19 protein-coding genes are annotated in these 22,500 nt (G+C 68.6%); 6 read left to right on the top strand and 13 right to left on the bottom strand.

Annotation, left to right across the window (positions count from 1 at the left end; genetic code table 11):
- Positions 1-2: 2 nt before the first annotated feature.
- Entirely contained in the window at positions 3-1,448 is a 1,446-nt protein-coding gene (locus ABLG96_RS15975; protein ID WP_353648329.1) for an aldehyde dehydrogenase family protein, read from the top strand.
- Positions 1,448-2,374, top strand: coding sequence for an aldehyde dehydrogenase family protein (locus ABLG96_RS15980; protein ID WP_353648330.1), 927 nt, complete (start codon positions 1,448-1,450; stop codon positions 2,372-2,374). The genes ABLG96_RS15975 and ABLG96_RS15980 overlap by 1 nt, the downstream gene beginning before the upstream one ends.
- Here the strand turns inward: ABLG96_RS15980 and ABLG96_RS15985 are convergent.
- The 4 genes from ABLG96_RS15985 to ABLG96_RS16000 form a co-directional block, all read right to left on the bottom strand.
- Positions 2,368-4,821 carry an FtsX-like permease family protein gene (locus ABLG96_RS15985; protein WP_353648331.1) on the bottom strand — a complete coding sequence of 818 codons (2,454 nt, stop codon included), beginning with the start codon at positions 4,819-4,821 and terminating at the stop codon, positions 2,368-2,370. The genes ABLG96_RS15980 and ABLG96_RS15985 overlap by 7 nt on opposite strands.
- Positions 4,818-5,525, bottom strand: a complete 708-nt coding sequence (locus tag ABLG96_RS15990; protein WP_353648332.1) for an ATP-binding cassette domain-containing protein — start codon at positions 5,523-5,525, stop codon at positions 4,818-4,820. Before ABLG96_RS15990 ends, ABLG96_RS15985 begins: the two co-directional genes overlap by 4 nt.
- Complete coding sequence (locus ABLG96_RS15995; protein WP_353651544.1) at positions 5,522-5,857, bottom strand: peptidase inhibitor family I36 protein; 336 nt, start codon at positions 5,855-5,857, stop codon at positions 5,522-5,524. The genes ABLG96_RS15990 and ABLG96_RS15995 overlap by 4 nt, the downstream gene beginning before the upstream one ends.
- Before the next feature lie 139 nt (positions 5,858-5,996).
- Positions 5,997-6,923 carry a 2-hydroxyacid dehydrogenase gene (locus tag ABLG96_RS16000; protein ID WP_353648333.1) on the bottom strand — a complete coding sequence of 309 codons (927 nt, stop codon included), beginning with the start codon at positions 6,921-6,923 and terminating at the stop codon, positions 5,997-5,999.
- A gap of 82 nt (positions 6,924-7,005) precedes the next feature.
- On the opposite strand from ABLG96_RS16000, the gene ABLG96_RS16005 reads away from it, so the two are divergent.
- Complete coding sequence (locus ABLG96_RS16005; protein ID WP_353648334.1) at positions 7,006-8,277, top strand: PQQ-dependent sugar dehydrogenase; 1,272 nt, start codon at positions 7,006-7,008, stop codon at positions 8,275-8,277.
- A gap of 393 nt (positions 8,278-8,670) precedes the next feature.
- On the opposite strand, the gene gatB is transcribed toward ABLG96_RS16005, so the two are convergent.
- From gatB to gatC, 3 genes are read right to left on the bottom strand one after another with little or no spacing between them, the layout of a single operon-like run.
- The gene (gene gatB / locus ABLG96_RS16010; protein WP_353651545.1) at positions 8,671-10,164 is read right to left on the bottom strand and encodes an Asp-tRNA(Asn)/Glu-tRNA(Gln) amidotransferase subunit GatB; all 1,494 of its coding nucleotides are present in this window, start codon (positions 10,162-10,164) and stop codon (positions 8,671-8,673) included.
- 41 nt (positions 10,165-10,205) lie between these two features.
- Complete coding sequence (gatA, locus tag ABLG96_RS16015; protein WP_353648335.1) at positions 10,206-11,753, bottom strand: Asp-tRNA(Asn)/Glu-tRNA(Gln) amidotransferase subunit GatA; 1,548 nt, start codon at positions 11,751-11,753, stop codon at positions 10,206-10,208.
- Positions 11,750-12,061, bottom strand: a complete 312-nt coding sequence (gene gatC, locus ABLG96_RS16020; protein WP_353651546.1) for an Asp-tRNA(Asn)/Glu-tRNA(Gln) amidotransferase subunit GatC — start codon at positions 12,059-12,061, stop codon at positions 11,750-11,752. Before gatC ends, gatA begins: the two co-directional genes overlap by 4 nt.
- A 316-nt stretch (positions 12,062-12,377) precedes the next feature.
- On the opposite strand from gatC, the gene ABLG96_RS16025 reads away from it, so the two are divergent.
- The 3 genes from ABLG96_RS16025 to ABLG96_RS16035 all read left to right on the top strand — a co-directional run bounded on the left by ABLG96_RS16025 (position 12,378) and on the right by ABLG96_RS16035 (position 15,234).
- Positions 12,378-13,070 (top strand): amino acid-binding protein, encoded by a 693-nt coding sequence (locus ABLG96_RS16025; RefSeq protein WP_353651547.1) that lies wholly within the window; start codon positions 12,378-12,380, stop codon positions 13,068-13,070.
- 221 nt (positions 13,071-13,291) lie between these two features.
- Positions 13,292-14,692: a polysaccharide deacetylase gene (locus ABLG96_RS16030; protein ID WP_353648336.1), complete on the top strand. Its 1,401-nt coding sequence runs from the start codon at positions 13,292-13,294 to the stop codon at positions 14,690-14,692.
- 59 nt (positions 14,693-14,751) lie between these two features.
- On the top strand, positions 14,752-15,234 hold the full coding sequence (locus ABLG96_RS16035) for an SRPBCC family protein (protein ID WP_353648337.1): 483 nt from the start codon (positions 14,752-14,754) through the stop codon (positions 15,232-15,234).
- 86 nt (positions 15,235-15,320) lie between these two features.
- Here ABLG96_RS16035 and ABLG96_RS16040 read toward each other — a convergent pair whose 3' ends face one another.
- The 6 genes from ABLG96_RS16040 to ABLG96_RS16065 all read right to left on the bottom strand — a co-directional run bounded on the left by ABLG96_RS16040 (position 15,321) and on the right by ABLG96_RS16065 (position 22,440).
- Positions 15,321-15,803 carry a MarR family transcriptional regulator gene (locus ABLG96_RS16040; protein ID WP_353648338.1) on the bottom strand — a complete coding sequence of 161 codons (483 nt, stop codon included), beginning with the start codon at positions 15,801-15,803 and terminating at the stop codon, positions 15,321-15,323.
- Complete coding sequence (locus tag ABLG96_RS16045) at positions 15,800-17,419, bottom strand: polyketide antibiotic transporter (protein ID WP_353648339.1); 1,620 nt, start codon at positions 17,417-17,419, stop codon at positions 15,800-15,802. Before ABLG96_RS16045 ends, ABLG96_RS16040 begins: the two co-directional genes overlap by 4 nt.
- Positions 17,416-18,369, bottom strand: a complete 954-nt coding sequence (locus tag ABLG96_RS16050) for an ABC transporter ATP-binding protein (RefSeq protein WP_353648340.1) — start codon at positions 18,367-18,369, stop codon at positions 17,416-17,418. Before ABLG96_RS16050 ends, ABLG96_RS16045 begins: the two co-directional genes overlap by 4 nt.
- 47 nt (positions 18,370-18,416) lie before the next feature.
- The gene (ligA, locus tag ABLG96_RS16055) at positions 18,417-20,540 is read right to left on the bottom strand and encodes an NAD-dependent DNA ligase LigA (RefSeq protein ID WP_353651548.1); all 2,124 of its coding nucleotides are present in this window, start codon (positions 20,538-20,540) and stop codon (positions 18,417-18,419) included.
- A 119-nt stretch (positions 20,541-20,659) separates the two neighbouring features.
- Positions 20,660-21,874, bottom strand: a complete 1,215-nt coding sequence (locus ABLG96_RS16060; RefSeq protein WP_353651549.1) for an MFS transporter — start codon at positions 21,872-21,874, stop codon at positions 20,660-20,662.
- Positions 21,875-21,942: 68 nt separating this feature from the next.
- Positions 21,943-22,440 (bottom strand): MarR family winged helix-turn-helix transcriptional regulator, encoded by a 498-nt coding sequence (locus tag ABLG96_RS16065; protein ID WP_353648341.1) that lies wholly within the window; start codon positions 22,438-22,440, stop codon positions 21,943-21,945.
- Positions 22,441-22,500 lie beyond the last annotated feature (60 nt).

Here is a 22,500-nt window from a genome sequence, read left to right on the forward strand (position 1 = left end):
TCGTGACTCATCTCGACTGGGAGTACGCCCCCGCCCCGGAATCGGCCGCCATCGGCAGGATCAAGGAGCGCTACTCGATGTTCGTCGGCGGGAAGTTCGTCGACGGTCGGGGCGACGACCTCAAGACCATCAACCCCGCCACCGAGGAACCGCTCGCGGTGGTCAGCACCGCGAGCACCGCGGACGTCGACACCGCGGTCTCGGTGGCGCGCAAGGCCTATGACGACGTCTGGTCGCGGATGCCGGGGGCCGAACGCGGAAAGTACCTGTACCGGATCGCCCGCGGGATCGCCGAACGCGCCCGGGAGCTGGCTGTCGTGGAGACCCTCGACAACGGCAAGCCGATCAAGGAGTCCCGGGACGGCGACATCCCCACTGCGTCAGCACATTTCTTCTACCACGCGGGCTGGGCGGACAAGCTCGAGCACGCGGGTTACGGACCGGATCCCAAACCGCTGGGCGTTGCGGGACAGGTGATCCCGTGGAACTTCCCGTTGCTGATGGCAGCCTGGAAGATCGCGCCGGCCCTGGCTGCCGGCAACACCGTCGTCATCAAGCCTGCGGAGACCACCCCGCTGTCGATCCTGGTGCTGGCCGAGATCATCGCCGATGCGGACCTGCCGCCGGGCGTGGTGAACATCCTGCCCGGCGCCGGCGACGTGGGCTCAGCACTGGTGAACCATCCGGGGGTGGACAAGGTCGCCTTCACCGGATCCACCGCGGTCGGTCGGGCGATCCAGGCCTCGCTGGCCGGGACCCGGAAGAAGCTGACCCTCGAACTCGGCGGCAAGGCCGCCAACATCGTGTTCGACGATGCGCCGATCGACCAGGCCGTCGAGGGCATCGTCAACGGGATCTTCTTCAACCAGGGTCACGTCTGCTGCGCCGGCAGTCGTCTGCTCGTGCAGGAATCGGTGGCGGACGAGGTGCTGGCCAAGCTGCGGGCGCGGGTGGCGACGTTGCGGCTCGGCGATCCGATGGACAAGAACACCGACATCGGCGCGATCAACTCCCGCGAGCAGCTGGACCGGATCACCGCGCTGGCGGACGCCGGTGACGAGGAGGGCGCCGAGCGCTGGACGTCGCCGTGCCCCGTCCCCGACCGCGGGTTCTTCTTCCCGCCCACCGTGTTCAGCGGTGTCTCGCAGTCGATGCGGATCTCGCGGGAGGAGATCTTCGGGCCTGTGTTGTCGGTGCTCACCTTCCGCACCCCTGACGAGGCGATCGCCAAGGCCAACAACACCCCGTACGGGCTGTCCGCGGGAATCTGGACCGAGAAGGGGTCGCGCATCCTCGGCATGGCCTCGGCGCTGCGCGCAGGCGTGGTGTGGTCCAACACGTTCAACCGGTTCGACCCGACCGCGGCGTTCGGCGGCTACAAGGAATCCGGCTTCGGCCGGGAGGGCGGGCGGGCCGGTCTCGGCGCCTACCTGCAGGAGGAGAACTGATGGCGCGCAAGAAGTCCGACCCGGTCGACGCCGTGGCAGCAGCACGAGTCCCGGTCGCCAAGACCTACAAGCTGTACGTGGGCGGCGCCTTCCCGCGGAGCGAGAGCGGTCGTACCTACCAGGTGACGACCAGCGACGGGACGTTCGCCGCCAATGCTGCCCAGGGCTCCCGCAAGGACGGCCGTGACGCGGTCGTCGCCGCCCGCAAGGCTCACGGCGGTTGGGCGTCGGCAACGGCGTACAACCGCGGCCAGGTGATCTACCGGATCGCCGAGATGATGGAGGGCCGCCGCGACCAGTTCATCGAGCTGGTCCGCACCAGTGAGGGCGTGTCAGAGGCCGCCGCGGTGTCCGCTGTCGACGCTGCGATCGATCGAGTGGTGCACTACGCGGGCTGGACCGACAAGATCGCCGCTGTGTTCGGCGGGATGAATCCTGTTGCCGGACCGTACTTCTGCATCACCAGTCCGGAACCGACCGGCGTAGTGGCCGCCGTCGCGCCGCAGGACGATTCGCTGCTCGGGCTCGTCTCGGTGATCCTGCCGATCATCACCAGCGGCAACACCGTCGTGGTGGTCGCCTCGCAAGCGCGGCCACTACCCGCGATCGCGTTGGCCGAGGTGCTGGCCACCTCGGATCTGCCCGGCGGGGTGGTCAATCTGCTCACCGGGGACACCGCCGAGATCATGCCGCACCTCGCGAGCCACGGGGACGTGAACGCGCTCGACCTGACCGGCTGCAACGAGGAGCTGGGCACCTCGCTCGCGCGAGCCGCGTCCGGCACCGTCAAGCGGGTGTACCGGCCGCGTGCCGGTCAGGACTTCAGCGGCGCCCCCGGCACCGGACGGCTGCGGGCCTTCCTGGAGCAGAAGACCGTCTGGCACCCCACTGGAGCGGTGTCGCTCTCCGGCGGGAGCGCCTACTGACGTTCGATACCGCGCGCCTTGCCCAGGGCCATGGCACCGCCGAGCACCAGCGCGCCCACCACGCCGAGAGCTGCGGCGAGAAGTGGCACCACAAGTTCCGCGTCCGCGGTGGTCGACAGGGTCGGCAGGAAACTGATCCAGCCGCCGATGATGCCCGCGGCTAGGCCGCACAACGATCCTGTCAGGAGCGGAAGCACGACCAGGCCGATCGCCGACGTTCGCACCGTTGCTGAGCGTGCTCCGAGCGCCGACATGATCTTCAGCTCGCGATTGCGCTCGCGCAGCACCCCCGCGGTCAGGACCAGAATCAGCAGGGCTCCGAGCGGATAGGCGATCCACAGCGTCAGCTCCGCCGGGACGTTCCGCGGCGGGAGGAACCGCTCGTCCACGGAAATCGTGAAGGCCGCGAATCCCGACGCGGCGGCCACGGCCCGCACGACATCGACGCGACCGGCACCCCCGAGCACGCGGTAGAAGGCGACGCCCGGTTGCACGTCGGGCGTGGTCTCGAACGAACCGCGGAGCACGACCGCCGGGAAGGCATAGCTGACGATCGCGTCGACGGTCCCGCTCGCCCGGGACGCCTCGACCGGCAGGGTGACGGCCTCACCGGAATCCTGCGGCCGTTGGATCCGTGCAGGGGATGCGGGATCGATGCCGAACACCAGCACTCCGCCACGTTTCAGCGTGGCGATGTCGGAAGCGGTGGGTACGTACCCGGCGACGGTGGTGAGGACCGCTGGGTCGTCGATCATCAGGACCGTGCGGGAAGGTTCCGCCGACGATGCGGTCACGAGGTCCCACTGCGACGCACCCGACCCCGGATCCGGGTCGGCCAGCGTCGGGAGGGTGATCACCGGAGCGCCGGCTGCCTCCTCGATCTCCTGCACCTGGCGATCGGTCAGCGGGTTCTCCGACGGGGAAATACGGATCTGGCCGGGCAACATGATCGGGTGGTAGATCACGGCGCTGAGCCGGGCGTAACTCGCCTGATTGACCAGCACGCTGAGCGGGAGCGCCAGGAGTACCAGGGCCACCAGCGCGATGGCCGTCGACTTTCCGCTGTCCCTGGCCGTGTGCAGCGACGAGAACCGCAGCGCAATTCCGTTCCGGCTCAGCACCTTCGACAGCAGAACGGACAGCACCATCCCGACCGAGGCCAAGATCGTGATCACGCCGACTGACAGCAACAGGGACCGAACGGAGTTGATGCTCGCAACGTCCGGGGTCTGCTCCTGGACGGCGCCGAACGCGGTGAGCGCTGCTCCGACCAACCCGACGCCACCGATGTGCCACCAGCGGGGTCCACGTATCTGCAGGGCATCTGTGCTGGGTCGGGCCGCGGCGCCGGCGCGTAGTTCCCTGACCACCGCACCGCCTGCCAGCGTCGCGATGACCGAGGTCCCCACGACCCCGGTGACCATCGCCCACAGCAACGCGGAAACGGGGATTCCGTGCGGGACGACATCGCGGTCGGCCGCCCCCGCCACCCAGGGTGACAGCCAGTTGCCCAGCGGCACTCCAAGGACACAGCCGAGCACGATGGCTGGGACGACCGTGCCCAGGTGCGTCAAGAGCGCCAACCTGCGCACCTGCGAGTCCCGCAGTCCCAATCCACTGGCGATCGCGAGGTCGGAACCCAGCCGACGGAACCGGATCAACACCAGAGCACCCAGTGCCGCACCCGCCGCGAGTATGACCGGTATCGCCACCAGCAGCGTCTGCCGCACGTAGAACGGCAGTGGGGCGCCCTGGCTGGTCAGGCCGGTGAAGTCGGATGGGGTCTGGCCCAGCGCAGCCGCCGCCCGATCACCGTGGACGGGATCGACCCTGAGTACGAGGCTCATCAGCTCCGTCGGGCTGCGGGGCTCACTCCACCAGGTGCCCGGCCCCGCCAGCAGGAACGCGGCTTGATGAGCTTGCCGAAACAGACCCACGCCGACCACCCGGACCGGTGTCTGCTCGTAGCCCCAGCGAAGGGTGTCGCCCACCCCGGCGTCGAGGGCTTGCGCGGTCGGGGCCGCGAGAACGACTTCCCCGGCCGCCGCGGGGAATCGCCCCTCCACGATCCGGTAGCCGCGAGTGAGGTACGAGATGGCCCAGTCCTCCTCCAGACTCCTCACCACCGCGATGGACGTCTCCGACCGCACCATCAGGTCACCTTCGAGGCCGACACCCACGAGTGGGGCGACCCCGGCGAGTGTTGCCGCCGCACGGTCGTACGAGGCGCGGTCGCTGACAGGTGCGCCCGAGGAGTCCGACAACTGGAAGGTCGCATAGTTGCCACCCAGGCCGTCGGCGGCGTCCTGGGCGGTGGCGGTGATGGAGTTGGCGGCGGTGATGCCCGTCAGGATCAGCAGGAAGGGTACGAACGCGAGGAGCGGGTACGCCCACGCACGCCGCCCACCTCGCCAACCGAAGTGCCACGCCAGCCGGACGACCCTCACAGTGCCGACGCCGCGACCATGTGGCCATCGACAATGTCCAGTACCCGGTCGGCTGCTTGCGCGAACTGAGGATCGTGCGTGGCGACGATCACCGTGGATCCCTGGTCGGCGAGTGTTCGGAACAGAGCGCGCACCGTCGCTCCGGTATGCCGGTCGATGGCCGCTGTCGGCTCGTCCGCGAGCACCAGCGGCCGACGAGCGGCCAGCGCACGTGCGATCGCCACCCGCTGACGTTGCCCACCGGACAATTGACCGGGGAATCGGTCGCCCAGGTCCGCCAGGCCGACCTTCTCCAGCGCCGTGGTCGCCTCCGTCGTGGCCTCCGCACGTTCGTGACCCCACAGCTCCAGCGCTGTCGCCACATTCTCCTGGGCGGTCAACATCGAGAAAAGGTTGAACTCCTGGAAAACCACCGTTGCGACCTCGGCGCGGTAGCGGGCACGTTCGTCACTGGAACAGTGCACCAGGTCGAAGCCGAAGGAATTCACCTCTCCGCCTGATGGGACGAGCAATCCGCCCAGAATGCTCACCAAAGTGGACTTACCGCTACCGCTGATGCCCATCACGGCGAGGAATTCTCCTGCGGAAACCGCCAGATCGGCCCGTGACAGCGCCTCGACGGATTGACCACCGGCTCGGTAGACGTGAGACAGGTCCGTGACCGAAATTCCGCTTCGGTCTGAATGCTCAACTGCCTGCGTCACTGGCAGTTGATAGTTTGATTCCGGAACGATGTCGGCCGATTATCCCACGTACCGCCATCAACAAACGGGTAGTTGTAGAAGTTGGCCGAGAAACCACGCTTGAAGCAGAACGATGGCCCGGTGGCTCCGGGTCCAGCCCATAACACGGTGTCCACGGATCGCCTACTCTGCCCGGATGTCGAACCGTAATCAACATTGTGCAGTTGAGTATCGTTCGCTCGACCCATTCCACCATTTCCGTTGGCATCTGCCCACAAGCAGAAGTATCCGCTGGCACAGTTGAATGCGGCACTCGCAGGCTGCGCGACGATGGTGATCACTCCCGACGCCATAACAATCGACCCAGTGAGTGAAACGACCTGTCGAATGAGCTTGTTCAAGAATCCTCCGCTCTTGCGGGGGCTCGGCCGCCCCCCCCTAGCACAGAGAATGCACCCCCACACCGTAGTTGTCAACAGCTTTGTGTTGGTTTCAATAGCCGCGGTCGGCGACGATGTTCTGCAGTTCCTCGCCGCGGGCGAACCGGTTGAGCTGCTCCACGACGACCTTCAGCGCCCGGGCCTGACCCCCTGGCACGGCGCCTGCAACGTGCGGGGTGATGAACACTCCGGGAGCGCTCCACAACGGGTGCCCGGTGGGCAACGGCTCGGGATCGGTGACGTCCAGCGCCGCGCGCAGTCGCCCGGAGGTCAGCTCGGCGATCAGCGCGTCAGAGTCGACGACCGGGCCGCGAGCCGCGTTCACCACGATCGCCCCGTCGGGCAGCGCAGCCAGGAACTCGGCGTCGACGAGGTGATGGGTGGCCTCGGTGAGTGGCACCATCAGCACCACCACGTCGTGCTCGGGCAGCGCGGCAGGGACGTCGCCGATCGCGATGACACCCTCGCGCGCGGTCCGCGCCGCCATCGTGATGTGCGCACCGAACGGCTCCAGCCGTCGGCGCATCTGGGTACCCAGATCACCTGCTCCCAGCACCAGCACCCGTTTCCCGTCCAGTTCCTCGGTCAGGTGGCGGTCCCACTCCCCGCGATGCTGCGCGGCGACGAAGTTCGGGAAGTCGTGCAGCACGGCGAGCAGCGCACCCATCGCCCATTCCGCGGTCGAGCCGCCGTGTGCGCCGCTGGCGGTGCAGATCGTCAGCGGGCCGCCCACCCGCGGTAGCCAGACGTCTGCCCCGTTGGACATCAGCTGCACCAGACGCAGGGCGGGAAGCGCGTCCAACACCTCGAGCGCGTCCGCGACCGCCAGGAATCCGGGAACGAGCGCCGTCGCCTCGTGGGCGTTGGCCGGCAGGCCCTCCCCTGGGCCCGTGGTGATGATCTCGATGGACAGGTCGAGATCGGCGGCAGCGGCGATCTTCGCGGCGTGGGAAGGGTCAGCGACGAGGACGACTGTCATGTCTCCACCCTGTCACGGGCTCGCTGGCCGCCGCCGCCCGGTTCCAGCCCGCCGCGAGGGGCGCTTGCGTACCGTGGTGGTGATGTCCGGACACCCACCCCGCGGCCGCGTCGCCCGCCGCCCGCCTCGCCGAAGCCCGCGCGCGTTGCCGTGCTGGGTCGGGTCTGCGGCAGCGCTCCTGCTGCTGGCCGGGTGCGCCGATCTGTCCCGGCCGCAATCCAGCTTCGGCGCCCAACCGTCGCTGACGCCCGAGGTCATCCAGCCGGTCGTTCCCGGTCTCGGCGGCGGCACCGCGAGCGCCTCACCATCTCCGTCGTCGTCGGATCCCAGCGCTCCCTCGAGCTCGGCGCCCTCGAGCTCCTCGGCGCCCCCGGAAGACCCGTGCCGCCCGACCGATCCGGCGGTGGTCGCTGCCTGTCTGGCGGCCCCGTGGGGTCTGGCTCTGCTGCCGGGCGATCAGTCGGCGCTGGTCGGCGAACGCACCACCGGGAAGATCCTCACAGTCGCCCCACAGACCGAACCCGCGGAGTACGCAACCGTCCGCGACCTCGACTCCTCCGGAACCGGCGGCCTGCTGGGGATCGCCCTGTCGCCGTCGTTCGGTGAGGACGGGCTGATCTACGCCTACGTCACCACGGCGAAGGACAACCGGATCCTGCGGATCGCGAAGGGCGACACCCCGAAGGCGATCTTCACCGGCATCCCCAAGGGCGGGAAGAACAACGGCGGCCGGATCCTGTTCGGCCCGGACGGACAGCTCTACATCGGCACCGGCGACACCGGGGCAGCGAAGCTGGCCACCGATCCGAAGTCGTTGGCGGGCAAGATCTTGCGCGTCGACGGTTTCGGCAAGCCGTCGAAGGGCAACCCGACGGCGGGGTCGGCGATCTTCGCGTCCGGCTTCACCGACGTGACCGGGATGTGCCTGGTCAACAACTCGGTTGCCGCGATCGACCACCGTGCAGCGGCCGATGTCGTGATCGCCCCCAAATCGGGTGCCAAGTATTCCGCGGCGAAGCCGCCGAACACGATCTGGACCTGGAAGGCCGCCGAGGGCGGTGCGAACGACTGTGCGCAGGCCTCGCGCCAGCTCGCCTTCACCTCGTTACCGGCCCAACGGGTCGTGGCTCTCGACACCGACACCGACGGCTCCTTCACCGGAGCACCGAAGGCACTGGTGGACAAGACTTACGGCCGACTGCTGACGCTCGAGCTCGGCGGCGCCGGGACCGAGCAGGAACTGTTCTGGGCCACCACGTCCAACAAGGACGGCAAGGGCAAGTCGATCGCCGCCGACGACCGGGTCGTGATCATCCAGTCCTCGGGTGGCGGTGGCGGCGGCGGTAAGGACTGAGTTCCTACGGTGGTCCCCTTCGACTCCTTCGTCGCTCAGGACAAGGAGCAGATGACGAAGGAGCGTGACGAGACCCCGTTCTGGATCAATCAGGATCTCGACTCGCTCGTTCCTCACTCGCTCGATCACCGAGAAACGCGCTGGTCGAGCGACGAAGGAGTCGAGACCCCCGTTGTGGATCAATCAGGATCTCGACTCGCTCGTTCCTCACTCGCTCGATCACCGAGAAACGCGCTGGTCGAGCGACGAAGGAGTCGAGACCCCCGTTGTGGATCAATCAGGATCTCGACTCGCTCGTTCCTCACTCGCTCGATCACCGGTGTTTTCGATGGGCGTAGAAACGGTCAGAGCGGCACCCCGGGGCCGCGACCATTCGCGGACTCGCGAGATAATTCAGCCTTCGACGCCCAGGGTGGTGAGCACCAGCTCCCGCACCCGGCCGGCGTCGGCCTGACCGCGGGTCGCCTTCATCACGGCACCGACGACAGCACCGACGGCCTGCAGCTTGCCGCTGCGGATCTTCTCGGCGATGGCCGGCTGCGCGGCGAGAGCTTCGTCGACTGCGGTCTGCAGGGCGGCGTCGTCACTCACCACGGCCAGCCCGCGCGCCGCGATGACGTCCTGCGGCTCACCCTCGCCGGCCAGCACGCCGTCGATCACCTGACGGGCGAGCTTCGCGTTCAGCGCACCGTCCCGCACCAGCGCCGAGACGGCGGCCACCTGCTCGGGCGTGATGGGCAGCTCGGTGAGGGTCACCCCCCGCTCGTTCGCCCGCTGACCGAGGTAGGCGTTCCACCACGACCGCGCCTCGGCCGGGGTGGCGCCGGCGGCGACGGTCTTCTCGACGAGCACCACGCCGTCGGCCGCCACCAGGTCGCGCATCTCCAGATCGGTGAAGCCCCAGTCGCGCTGCAGCCGCGCGCGGCGCAGCCACGGCAGCTCCGGCAGACCGGCGCGGAGCTTCTCCACCCACTCCCGGTCCGGGACGACCGGCACCAGGTCGGGTTCCGGGAAATAGCGGTAGTCCTCGGCAGTCTCCTTGGGCCGACCGGAGCTGGTGGTGCCGGTGGTCTCGTCGAAGTGTCGGGTCTCCAGGACGATCGTCCCGCCGGCTTCCAGGATCCCCGCCTGCCGGGAGATCTCGTGCCGCGCAGCACGTTCCACGCTACGAAGCGAGTTCACGTTCTTGGTCTCGGTCCTGGTGCCGAACTCTCCTGCGTCCTTGCGCATCAGCGACAGGTTGACGTCGCAGCGCAGCGATCCCTGGTCCATCCGGACATCGGAGACACCCAGCGTCAGCAGCAGATCGCGGAGAGCCGCCACATAGGCACGGGCCACGACGGGCGCCGACTTCCCTGTTCCGACAATGGGTTTGGTGACGATCTCGACCAGTGGTACGCCCGCGCGGTTGTAGTCGAGGAGTGAGTACTCGGCGCCGTGGATCCGACCGGTGAGCCCGCCGACGTGGGTGGACTTGCCGGTGTCCTCCTCCATGTGGGCCCGCTCGATCTCGACGCGGAAGATCTCCCCGTCGCCGAGGTCGACGTCGAGGTGACCGTTGGACGCGATCGGCTCGTCGTACTGGCTGGTCTGGAAGTTCTTGGGCATGTCCGGGTAGAAGTAGTTCTTCCGGGAGAACCGGCACAGTTGCGCGATCTCACAGTTGAGTGCGAGGCCGATCAGCGTCGCGAACTCGACGGCCTGGGCGTTGACCGTCGGCATCGCGCCGGGCAGTGCCAGGCACACCGGGCAGACCTGGGTGTTGGGTGCAGAGCCGAAGGCGTTCGGACAGCCGCAGAACATCTTGGTCGCGGTGCCGAGCTCGACGTGGACCTCCAGGCCCATCACCGGATCGAAGAGTTCGAGGGCCTCGTCGAAGTCGATCATCCCAGCCTCCACCGGCGCGCCGGTCACTGCGGTGTGGTCGCTCACTTGGCTCCCTCCAGAGCGGGTGCGAGATCCGGCACCAGGGTGCCGTGCTCGGCAAGATAGGCAGCCTCGAAGGCAGCGGCCACCCGGTACATCGGCAGCTCGCCGAGCGCTGGGCCCATGATCTGCAGGCCGACCGGAAGTCCGGTGTCGGACGCGATGCCGGACGGCACGCTCATCGCCGGGATCCCCGCGAGGGACCCGGGAATGGTCGCGAGGTCGTTGAGGTACATGGCCATCGGGTCGTCGACCTTCTCGCCGATCGCGAACGCCGTGACGGGCGAGGACGGCGAGATGAGCACGTCCGCCTGTTCGTACGCCCGCTCGAAGTCCTGTCGGATCAAGGTCCGGACCTTCTGCGCCGAGCCATAGTACGCGTCGTAGTATCCGGCCGACAGCGCGTAGGTGCCCAACATGATGCGGCGCTTGACCTCTGCGCCGAATCCCTGACCGCGGGTCGCGGCCATCACCTGTTCCGCCGATTCGATCAGCGTGCCGTCCGGCCGCTGCTCCACCCGGAGGCCGTACCGCATCGCGTCGAAGCGGGCCAGGTTGGACGAACATTCCGACGGCAGGATCAGGTAGTAGGCGGCCAACCCGTACTCGAAGTGCGGGCAGTCGACCTCCACGATCTCGGCGCCGGCTGCGGTCAGGGTCGCCACCGCCTGCGCGAACGACTCGCTGACACCGGCCTGGTAGCCGTCACCGCCGAGCTGCTTGACAATGCCGATCCGCATCCCGGCGACGCCATCGCTCTGCCCGCGGCGGACCGCGTCCACGACGTTCGGCGCCGGCTGCGGGATCGAGGTGGAATCGCGCGGATCGTGGCCGGCAATCACCTCGTGCAGCATCGCCGTGTCCAGCACGGTCCGGGCGCACGGCCCGACCTGGTCGAGCGAGGACGCCAACGCGATCACGCCGTACCGGGAGACGCCGCCGTACGTCGGCTTCGCGCCGACGGTGCCGGTGACGGAGGCCGGTTGCCGGATGGATCCGCCGGTGTCGGTCCCGATCGCCAGCGGCGCCTCGAAGGCGGCCAACGCGGCCGCCGAACCGCCGCCGGACCCGCCGGGGATCCTGGTCAGGTCCCACGGGTTGCGGGTGGGACCGTAGGCCGAGTTCTCGGTGGAGGAACCCATCGCGAACTCGTCCAGGTTCGTCTTGCCGAGGATGACGATCCCGGCAGCGACCAGCCGCTGGGTGACGGTGGCGTCGTAGGGCGGGAGCCAACCCTCGAGGATCTTCGATCCGGCCGTGGTCGGGACTCCCTGCTGGACAACGATGTCCTTGAGCGCCAACGGAACTCCGGCCAACGGGGACGCCGGAGCCTCGCCGCGCTGCAGCGACTCGTCGACGGCAGCTGCGGCTGCCAACGCCTGCTCGCCCGAGACGTGCAGGAACGCGTGCACGTCCGCATCGACGGCCTCGATCCGATCGAGATGAGCGCGGGTCACCTCGACGGCGCTCACCTCGCGGGAGGCGATGGCGGTGGCGAGGTTGGCAGCGGTCTGCCGGGTCAGGTCTGCCGAAGGACTCACTGTGCTCATTCCTCCTCCCCCAGGATCTGCGGAACCCTGAATCGTCCCTCGTCGGTCGCCGGCGCGGCGGCGAGCGCAGCGGCGTGCTCGAGACCGGGCACCACGACGTCCGGGCGGTAGACGTTCACCAGCTGCACGGCGTGGGTGGTCGGCTCGACGTCGGCAGTGGCGATCTCGCTCACCCTGGCCACCGAGTGCAGAACGACGTCCAGCTGCCGGCGATAGAGGTCAAGTTCGGGCTCGGTGAGCTGCAGTCGGGCCAGATGCGCGAGGTGTGCAACATCATCCCTGGTCAGTGCCGGCTGTTGGGCAGCGATGCTGACACCACTGTTGCTCTCCTGAAGTGCGGACACGATCCTCTTTTCGCCTGCTGTCGGTCCCGCTGTGGTGTGCGGGGATGAACTGCGCTGCGCCTGACGCCTGTCTCGACCCTCCAGTTTAGGCGGCGACGCTGCGGCCGCCGACCGGTCGCCCGGCACCGACGCGCCGACGCCCCACCCGAGTGTGATCTGCTGGTAACACTGCGGACGCCGGTCACGCACCCTGGCTGCGGCAGGCTCGCGGCATACTGCCGGGGAGTCGCACGTTCCCCCGACCGGAGCACGGCGAGCGAGCAGAAGGAGCGTGGGCCGAGTGTCGTATGTGCTGCGCCTGGAGCTCCCCGACCGCCCCGGCACCCTGGGCGCGGTTGCCACCGCGTTGGGCACTGTCGGCGCCGACATCCTGGCCATGGACATCGTCGAACGCTCGCACGGCCATGCCGTCGACGACCTGGTCGTCGACATGCCCAAGGGCAAGTCCCCCGATGTGCTGATCACCGCCGCCGAGTCAGTGCCGGGCGTGCGGGTCGAGACGGTCCGGCCGGATCCGGGCATCGCCGACGCGCACCGCGAGTGGGAACTCGTGGAGGCACTGGCCGGCGAACCGGAACGCGCCTACCACGTCCTCGCTGAGCTGTTGCCCGACGTGTTGCGGGCCGGCTGGGCCGCAGTGGTACGCGTCCGGGACGACGGCACCGTCGAACTGCTCGCCGGCGGCGGCGGGGTGCCGTCCTTCGAGGGCGTCGTCCCCGGTTGGGCACCGCTGACCGGGCCGACCGTGCTGGACATCGAGGAGAACTGGGTTCCGGAGCCGTGGCGCGCAGTGGGCACCGAACTCGCCGCGGCGCCGATCGGTTCCTCCCGTGAGGCGGTGCTGATCGGCCGGCCCGGTGGGCCCGCTCTGCGCAGGTCGGAGGTCGGTCGCCTGGCACACCTGGCGATGCTGGCCGCGGTGATGTCCGGGCGAGCTCCGGCTCCGGGCAGCTGGGACGCTCCTGCCGGCTGATGGTCCCGACGGGCAGTCCGGCCCCCCGCGATCGGCCCAGGACGAAGCCGCAGCGAGGAGTCCGCCGCGGCGGCGCGGGTACCGTTGGCTTCGGGGCACGGGTGTGTCTGCCGCATCACAGCAACCTGCCCATGGCCCGTGCGTCCTGACATCGAACACCGATTGCGGCCCCGGAACTCGGTGCGCTCTCGACCGCCTTGCGAAGTGAAAGAAGTGATCCAGTGCGTATCAGACGCGTTCGCGCCACCGCCGCCACGGCGACCGCTCTCGTCGCCGTCCTGCTGGCCGGGTGCAGCTCGACGGCCTCGGAAGGTCCGGTGACCGTGAAGGTGACCGTCCCGGCGAGCGAGGACGGCAACGGCCAGCCGAGCCGGACCTCCACGAACGGCAGCACGACGCCTCCGAGCAGCCCGGCCACCGGGCCCAGCAGCGCAGATCCGACAAGCACCGCCGCGCCGTCGACGACGCCGCGCAGCTCGGCGAGCAGCAGCACCCCGCTCACTCCGTCCAGCCAGGCCGAGCCCGGCACCGGCAGCTTCGACAACCCGCAGGACGGGGTCGCACTGCCGGACGGGTACATCCCCCACAAGCTCAAGGCCGGCGAGAAGCCACCACAGTTCGTGATCGTCTCCTTCGACGGCGTCGGCTGGAACGAGAAGTGGCAGTACTGGTTCGGGATCAGCAAGAAGGTGCCGTTCCGCTTCACCGGCTTCCTGTCCGGGACGTACATGCTGACCGAAGGCACGAAGGACCACTACAAGGGTCCGCAGCACGCGGTCGGCGCGTCCGACATCAACTGGAACCTGCCGGCCGATCTGCCGGTCGAGATCAACGACCTGAACCAGGCTCTGGACTCCGGGATGGAGATCGGGACCCACTTCAACGGGCACTTCTGCGGACCGGGCGGCGGCAGCGAGTGGAGCACCGCCGACTGGAACAGCGAGCTCGACCAGTTCTTCTCGCTGGTCAAGAACTATCAGGCGAACAATCCCGACGCGCAGCTGCCCGCGCTCAAGCTGAAGGCCGCCGACATCAGCGGCGAGCGGACGCCGTGCCTGGAAGGACATGCCGAGGACCTGTACCCCGCGCTCACGTCGCACAAGATGGAGTACGACAGCTCCTTCACCCGTCGCGGCATCACCTGGCCGACCAAGGCCGCCGGCAACGGCATCTGGCAGTTCGGGATGGCCGAGTTCCCGATGCACGGCACCATCTCCGGCAACACGCTCCTGGATCCCGGTCAGCGCGCCCAGCACGTGCAGATCACCATGGACTACAACTTCTGGTACAGCCAGGAGGGCGTGAACCTCGAGGCGAACACCCCGACCGATCCGGCGCAGTCCGCGAAGGACTCCCAGCAGGTGGTGCAGACGTACGAGGACATGTACAACGCCGCGCTCGCCGGAAACCGGGCGCCGCTGGTGTTGGGCAACCACTTCAACCAGTGGAACAACAACGCCTACTCCGACGCCATCGGCACGTTCGTCGCCGACACCTGCGGCAAGGCCGACACCCAGTGCGTGCCGTTCCGCGATGTCATCGCCTGGATGAAGGTGCAGGATCCGGCGCGGCTGGCCCAGCTGCAGGCGCAGCAACCGGAGCTGGGTCAGACCACCGGCTGACATCCGTCCACACAGCGGTGGGCGCAGAACCGCGCTGTCCGCTCGACGAGGGAGACCACATGACCGAGTCCCTGGCGTTCACCGATTCGATCGTTGTCGACGCTGTTGCCGAGACGGTCTACGACGTGGTCTCCGATGTCCGCAGGACGGGCGAATGGAGCCCCATCTGCGAGGCCTGCTGGTGGGCCGATGGCGAGGAGCCCGATGTGGACGGGCCCCGGGTGGACAGCTGGTTCCACGGCCGCAACGTGACCGCCGATCGCACCTGGGAGACCAGGTCGAGGGTTGCCGTCGCCGATCGGGGCCGCGAGTTCGCCTGGATGGTGAACGCGTCGCTGGTGAGCTGGAGCTACACGATGTCGCCCGAGGGCACCGGCACCCGACTCACCGAGACGTGGGAGTTCCTCCCCGCCGGGATCGAGTACTTCCAGCAGAAATTCGGGCCGCAGGCGCAGCAGCAGATCGACGACCGGCACCGGGCGGCGGTCGCCGAGATTCCGGTGACCCTGGCCAGGATCAAGCAGATCATCGAAGCGGGCTGAGCTGTTCCGGGCGGGCCAGGTCGCCGGTTCAGTCGATGACAACCTGCTCGGTCGTTCGTGTTCGCCTGCGCCGCCGGCTCCGACGATCAGTCGGCGTTGCCGCTGCGCGCGGCCAACCACTCCTGCACCAGGTCCGGCACCCGGTCGGCGCAGAAGGTCAGGAAGTCGGCCATCTCGCCCGCCCGGCGCGCGCCGGCAGAGGCGGGCGGCAACTCCAGGACCGCGGTCCGGATCGCGTCGGCCGAACGTCGGTAGGTGTCGGTGGCGGCGATCCGGGTGAACCACGGATCCTCGCCGACGAAGTAGCTGTGGCGGCGGGTGCCGGGGACCGTCGAGATGGTGATCATGCCGATCTGGTCCAGATAGCCGACGGCCGAGGAGATCGCGGCCGCGCTCACCTGCAACACAGCACGCAGTTCGGCGGCCGACAGCCGGCCCTGCCGACTGCCGGTCAGGGCCATCAGGACCCCGGCCGGCACCCGGGGGAAGCCGGACCGGATCAGTTCGGCCGCCGCCCGCTCGGTGAACACCCGTACCGCCTCGAGTTCCGCACCGACCAGCGTGCTCACGCCGTCCACTCCCGCCGTCGCGCCGTCACTCCGGTCGCCGCCACCAGCACGATGCCGACCGTCGCGACCACCACCAGCGCCGTCGCCGATCGAAGCGGCACCGCGGGCACATGGGCGAAGGGACTGATGTCGACGAGCCACGACGGTAGCGATAGCAGACCGCCGAACAACGCGAGCACCGCAGCCAGACCCAATGCGCCCCAACCGATTCCGATCGCCCATCGGGGGACCGTACTCAGCGCGAGACCGGCCACCGCTGCAACGGCGGCGGCCGCGGGGAACTCGACGGCGGCCTGCTGCAGCGCACGCCAGCCGGCCGCGGAGTTGCCGCGGACTCCGAACGACAGCGCGGCGGCCAGTCCGGCCGCCAGCAGCACCACGGCGCAGCCGGCGATCGCGATCAGCACCGTCTGCACCATCCAACGCACCCGCCCGACCGGCAATGCCAGCAGCAGCTCAGCACGCCCCTCGGTCTCCTCCGCCCTGGTCCGCAGCACCGCCTGGACGCCGGCGGCGGCTGCCACGATGCCCATCATCGTCATGATCGCCGCGGTGAAGACGGTCACCAGTTGCGCGCTGACGTCACCTCCCGGCGCCAGCTGCCGCAGTACCCGGCTGATCGCCGAGTTCTGCACTGCTGCCGAGCCGATCGCGGTCGCCAGCGAGCCGGTGACCCCACCCAGCACGGCGGCACCGAGCGCCCACCCCAGCACCGATCCGCGCTGTTGACGCAGAGCCAGTGACAGGGTCGAGTGCAGCGACGGCGACGCGGTCGCCGGTCCGCGGCGCTCGGTGACCAGGCTCGCGCCGAGGTCCCGCTTGGCTCCCACCATCGCTGCGACACCGATGGCGGCGACGGCGCACACCAGACCGGGAACCAACCACACCGCTCGGTTGGCGCTGAGCGCCAGAGTTCTTTCGGCCCAACCGATCGGGGACAGCAATCCGATCCAGGACGGCGTCAGGGTTCCGGCGGCCAGGTCGGCGGTACCCAGGGCGTCCCCGGCCGCTCGCACGACGTAGCTCCCCAGCACGATGCCCACTCCCCAGGAGTTGGCCGCCCTGGCCGTCGGCAGCAGTTCACCGGCGAGCAGCCCGATCCCGAGGAACAGCAGTCCGGTCACTGCGAAGGTCGCGCCAACCGTGACCGCGCCGACGATGGACTCGCCGACGGCCACCAGCGCCGCAGCTGACAGGATCCCGATCAGCACGTCGACCACGATCCCCACGACGAGCGTCGAAACAATCGGCGTCATCCGGCCCATCGGGGTCGAGGCCAGCAGCTCGCGGCGGCCGTCCTGCTCTTCCGCTCTGCCGTGTCGGGAGGCCAGGAACGTGTTCAGCAGACCGATGAGCACCGCCAACCAGGTGAACAGCTGGAACCAGATGATGGACCCCGAGGAGAACCCGTTGGGGACCCCACGGAAGGCCAGCAGGGCAGGGGTCGTCAGCGCCAGGGTGATCAGCTGACGTTGTTGGTCGGGATCACCGAACTCGGTGATCACTGCTGACGAGGCGCCCCCGACCAGCGCGGTGATTCCGAGGACCCAGACGGTCAACGCGACGCGATCACGCCGCAGGCGCATCCGGACCAGGGTCAGCACGGTGCCCATCACGGTGCCGATCCCGATCCCGATCGCGATGCCGACCCCGCTGCCCGGGCCGAGCTGTCTTCCGGGTCGGAACCGTAGTGGCGCAGGAACAACGACTCCAGGCTCGGCGGAGTGACGGTCAGGGTGCTCACTCCGGCGACGACCAGCGTCTGCAGAACCTGTTGCACTGCTTCGGTATCCACGTCGAAGGCGAGCTGTCCGGGTTCGGACTCGAGATCGTGGACACCTGGCAGACGGGCGATCCCGGCCGGGTCGGCCCGGGTGCCGACCCGGAAACTGGTCCGCGTCAGGTGACGCAGCTCAGCCAGCGTTCCGCTCTCCACGACCCGCCCCGCGCGGAGGATCGTGACCCGCTCACAGAGTTTTTCGACCTCGTCGAGCAGATGGCTGGACAACAGCACGCTGGCGCCGTCTGCCCGGACCCGCTCCACTTCGTGGCGGAACACCTCCTCCATGAGGGGGTCGAGCCCGCTGGTGGGCTCGTCGAGGATGTACAGCCGGGCGGGCCTGGCCAACGCGGCGATCAACGCCACCTTCTGGCGATTACCTTTCGAGTAACTGCGGGCCTTCTTCGTCGGGTCGAGATCGAAGTCTCGGATCAGCCGTTCACGGAGCGCCGGGTCGGCGCCCCCACGGAGCCGGGTGAGCAGATCGATCGCCTCACCGCCCGACAGCGTCGGCCACAGCGCCACGTCACCGGGAACGTAGGCGATCTCCCGGTGGACGGCGACGGCGTCGGCCCAAGGGTCGCGGCCCAGTACCCGGGCGGTACCGCCGTCGGCCCGCAGCAGCCCGAGGAGCACCCGGATGGCGGTCGACTTCCCCGCGCCATTGGGGCCGAGGAAGCCGTGCACCTCCCCGGCCCGGACAGCCAGATCGATGCCGTCGAGGGCGGCCGTCGTACCGAACCGCTTCTGCAGACCGCGCGTCTCCACCACCAGATCAGTGCTCATGGAGCATGACCCTACGCCTATGTTCAGGCTTTTGTGAATACTACGAACTATGCGTCCTCGGCGTCCCGCTCCCCGATCTGGGCCACCCCTCGCGCTGCCTCTGCACCGTGTTCGAGCAGCACCCGGAAGCCGGTCTCGTCCAGGATCGGCACCTCGAGCGAGACCGCTTTGTCGTACTTCGAACCGGGCGCCTCCCCGACCACCACGAACGCCGTCTTCGCCGACACCGAACCGGCGGCCTTCGCCCCACGCTCCAGCAGCGCAGCCTTGGCCTCGTCGCGCGAGAAGGTCTCGAGGGATCCGGTCACCACCACCGACAGACCGACCAGAGTCTGTTCGGGACGGTCGGTGACGTCGTCGGCCATCCGCACGCCGGCCGCCCGCCACTTCTCGACGATCTCGGCGTGCCAGTCGACGTCGAACCAGTCTCGGACGGACGCAGCAATGGTCGGACCGACGCCCTCGACCGCTGCGAGGTCGTCGACGGATGATGTTGCTGCAGTGCGGATTGCATCCAGGTCGCCGAAGTGTTGCGCCAGCGCGCGAGCCGCGGTCGGACCCACGTGCCGGATCGACAACGCCACCAGGACCCGCCACAGCGGCTGTTGCTTGCGGATCCCGAGGTTGTCGAGGAACTTGCGACCGTTGGCCGAGAGCGCTCCGGCCTTGGTGGTGAACAGTGGAATGCCTTGCAGCGCACGGTTGTCAAGAGCGAAGAGGTCGCCCTCGTCGGCGATCGCACCCCCCTCCAGCAGGGCCGATGCCGCCTCGTAGCCGAGACCCTCGATGTCGAAGGCTCCGCGGCCGGCCAGGTGGAACACCCGTTCCCGCAGCTGCGCGGGGCAGGAGCGGGAGTTGGGACACCGGATGTCGATGTCCCCCTCCTTCATCGGCCGCAGTTCGGTTCCGCATTCCGGACAGTGCGTCGGCATCACGAAATCGCGGATCGTCCGGCCGGCCCGGAGCTCGACGACCGGTCCGAGCACTTCGGGAATCACGTCGCCGGCCTTGCGGATCACCACCGTGTCGCCGATCTTGACGCCCTTGCGCACCACTTCGGAGGCGTTGTGCAGCGTGGCCATGCCGACCGTCGATCCGGCCACCAACACCGGTTCCAGGACGGCGAACGGGGTCACCCTGCCGGTCCGCCCCACGTTGACCTGAATGTCCCGCAGCAGCGTGGTGACCTCCTCCGGCGGGTACTTGTAGGCGATCGCCCACCGCGGGGCGCGCGAGGTCGAGCCGAGCCGTCGCTGCAGCGCGATGTCGTCGATCTTCACGACCAGGCCGTCGATGTCGTGCGCGACGTCGTGCCGGTGTTCGGCCCAGTAGGCCACCCGGGCGGCGACCTCTGACGCAGTGTCCAGCACCTGGTTGTGGTCGGAGATGGGCAGCCCCCAGGCCGCGAGCCGCTCGTAGGCCTGGGACTGCCGCTGGATGTCGAACCCCCGGCGGGCGCCGATGCCGTGGCAGAGCATCGCGAGCTTGCGGGAGGCCGTCACCCTCGGGTCCTTCTGCCGGAGCGACCCGGCCGCGGAGTTGCGTGGGTTGGCGAACGGCGCCTTCCCGGCCGCCACCAGCGACGCGTTCAACTCGGCGAAGGCGGTCAGTGGGAAGAAGATCTCGCCCCGGACCTCGACCAGCTCGGGGATGTCGTGGCCGCCGTCGTCGCGGAGCTGGTGCGGGATGGACTCGATGGTGCGCACATTGAGGGTGACGTCCTCCCCCACCCGGCCGTCACCCCTGGTGGCGGCACGGGTGAGCCGGCCGCGCTCGTACGTCAGGTTGACGGCGAGGCCGTCGATCTTCAGTTCGGTGAGCCAGCGGACCCCCTCGGCGCCGGTGGCCTTCAGCGTGCGATCCAGCCATCCGGCGAGTTCGTCGGCGGAGAACACGTTGTCCAGGCTGAGCAGTCGTTCCGCGTGCTCGACGGGTGCGAAGCCGGTCGCGAAGCCGCCGCCCACCCGCTGGGTGGGTGAATCGGGCGTGGCCAGGCTCGGGTGGGCGTCCTCGAGCTGCTGCAGTTCGCGGAGCAGCTCGTCGAACTGGGCATCTGCCATCGTCGGAGCGTCGAGCACGTAGTACCGGAACTGGGCACCGGTGATCTGCTCGGCCAGCTCGGCATGCCGGCGCTGCACGTCGGGATCGATCGCAGTGTTGTCGATGCTCACGCCAGAACCCGTCTCGGTACCTGTGTCGTTGATGCTCTTCCTCACGCGCCCACCCTACGACCGCACACCGACAGCGAACCGGGATGCGTTGCCTCAGGTCATGGCTTCAGGTCGTGACCTCAGGCGCCGGCCTGGGCAACCGTCAGATCGTCCGCCAGCTCGACACTGCCCTCGGCGGGCGGCGCGTGGTGGTCCAGGCCGGTGAAGAACGACCGGGTGAGCACCAGCAGCACCGCGCCGGCCAGCACACCGGCCGCGCCGACCCAGAAGGGCACATGCATCCCGAACTCCTCACCCAGCTTGCCGGCCAGCCACGGCGCGACAGCTCCGCCACCGAAGCGGACGAAGCTGTAGGCGGCGGAGGCCACCGGACGCTCGACCGGGGCGATCTCCATCACGATCTCGGTGACCAGAGTGTTGTTGATGCCCAGGAAGAATCCGGCCACGACGACACAGACGATGAGCAGAGGCTTGCTGTCGGTGAACACCGCCATGACGGCCAGGATCAGCGCGAAGCAGGTGAGGCTGCCGATCACCGCGCGCAGCGATCCGAACCAGCGCTGGACGATCGGGGCGATCACCACGGAGCTGAACGCCAGTGCCAGACCCCAGCCGCAGAAGATTCCTCCGATCGGGATTGCCTTGAACGCCAGGGCGAACGGGGTGAAGGCGAGCAGTGTGAAGAAGCCGAAGTTGTACAGCAGTGCGGCCAGCGCGATGCTGAGTAGTCCCTTGTGTGCCAACGCCCGGAACGGATCACCGAGCTTGATCGGCGTGCCTGTCGGTTTGGTCGCCGGCAGCAGGAAGGTGGTGACGACGAGAGCGATCGCCATCAGCACGCCGACCCCGAAGAACGGGCCGCGCCAGGAGATGTTGCCCAGCACACCGCCGACCAGTGGCCCTACGGCGATGCCGACACCCAGCGCGGCTTCGTAGAGGATGATCGCCTGGGCGACGCTGCCGCGGGCCGAGGCGACGATGGTGGACAGCGCGGTCGCCACGAACAGGGCGTTGCCGAGTCCCCAGACGCCTCGCCAGCCGATGATCCCGCCGATGCCCGCGCTGGACCCGGCGAGCACCGAACCGACGATGATGATCGCCAGGCCCAGCAGCAGGGTCTTCTTGGCGCCGAGCCGGCTCGAGACGTAGCCGGTGATCAGCATGGCGACCGCCATCACCACCAGATAGCTGGTGAACAGCAACGACACCTGGGAGGCGGACGCCGACAGCTGCTCGGCGATCGGCTTGAGGATCGGGTCCACCAGACCGATGCCCATGAACGCGATGACGCTGGCGAAGGCAACGGCCCAGACCGCTTTCGGCTGCTTCCACATGCTGTCGGTGATTGCCGGCGGCCCGCCGGAGACGGTGGCTGCAGCGGGGGACGGACGGTGGACGGTGGTCATGATTCTCCTCGTTCGGAACCGGTGCGACGGTTCGGGTGTCGGTGGTCGATCGATGAGGTGGCCGCCAGTCGGGTCAGCAGATCCGTTGCGCGGACGAGGGTTTCGCGGTCTGCCTTCTCGAGATCGGCCAACAGCGGGACGATGGCCCGCGCCCGCGCTGCCCGCGCCTGGCCGATCGCGGCGTTCCCCCGGGCCGACAGCGACAACAGTGATGCACGAGCATCGTCGGGGTCGTCGGCGCGATCGATCCAGCCCAGCGCCGCCAGTTTGCGGATCTGTTGCGTCACCGTGGGTTGCGAGCAGTTGTCGGCCTCGGCCAGCTCGGTGACGCGTACCGGTTCGAGCTGCCCGACCAGGGACAGCAACCGCAGCTGGGCATACGGGATGTCGAACGGGGTCTGGGCCTGCGCCGTCGCCCAACGGTTCAAGCCGGCAACAGCCGTGAGCAGTCTGCTGCCCACGTCGACGAGGGACTCCTGGACGGTTTCGATCACCTCAATATATTTGCATAGGGCACCTATGTATCTCAAGGCAGGTGGATGTTCCCCGGATCA

Source organism: Nakamurella sp. A5-74, assembly GCF_040438885.1.
Classification (GTDB): Bacteria; Actinomycetota; Actinomycetes; order Mycobacteriales; family Nakamurellaceae; genus Nakamurella.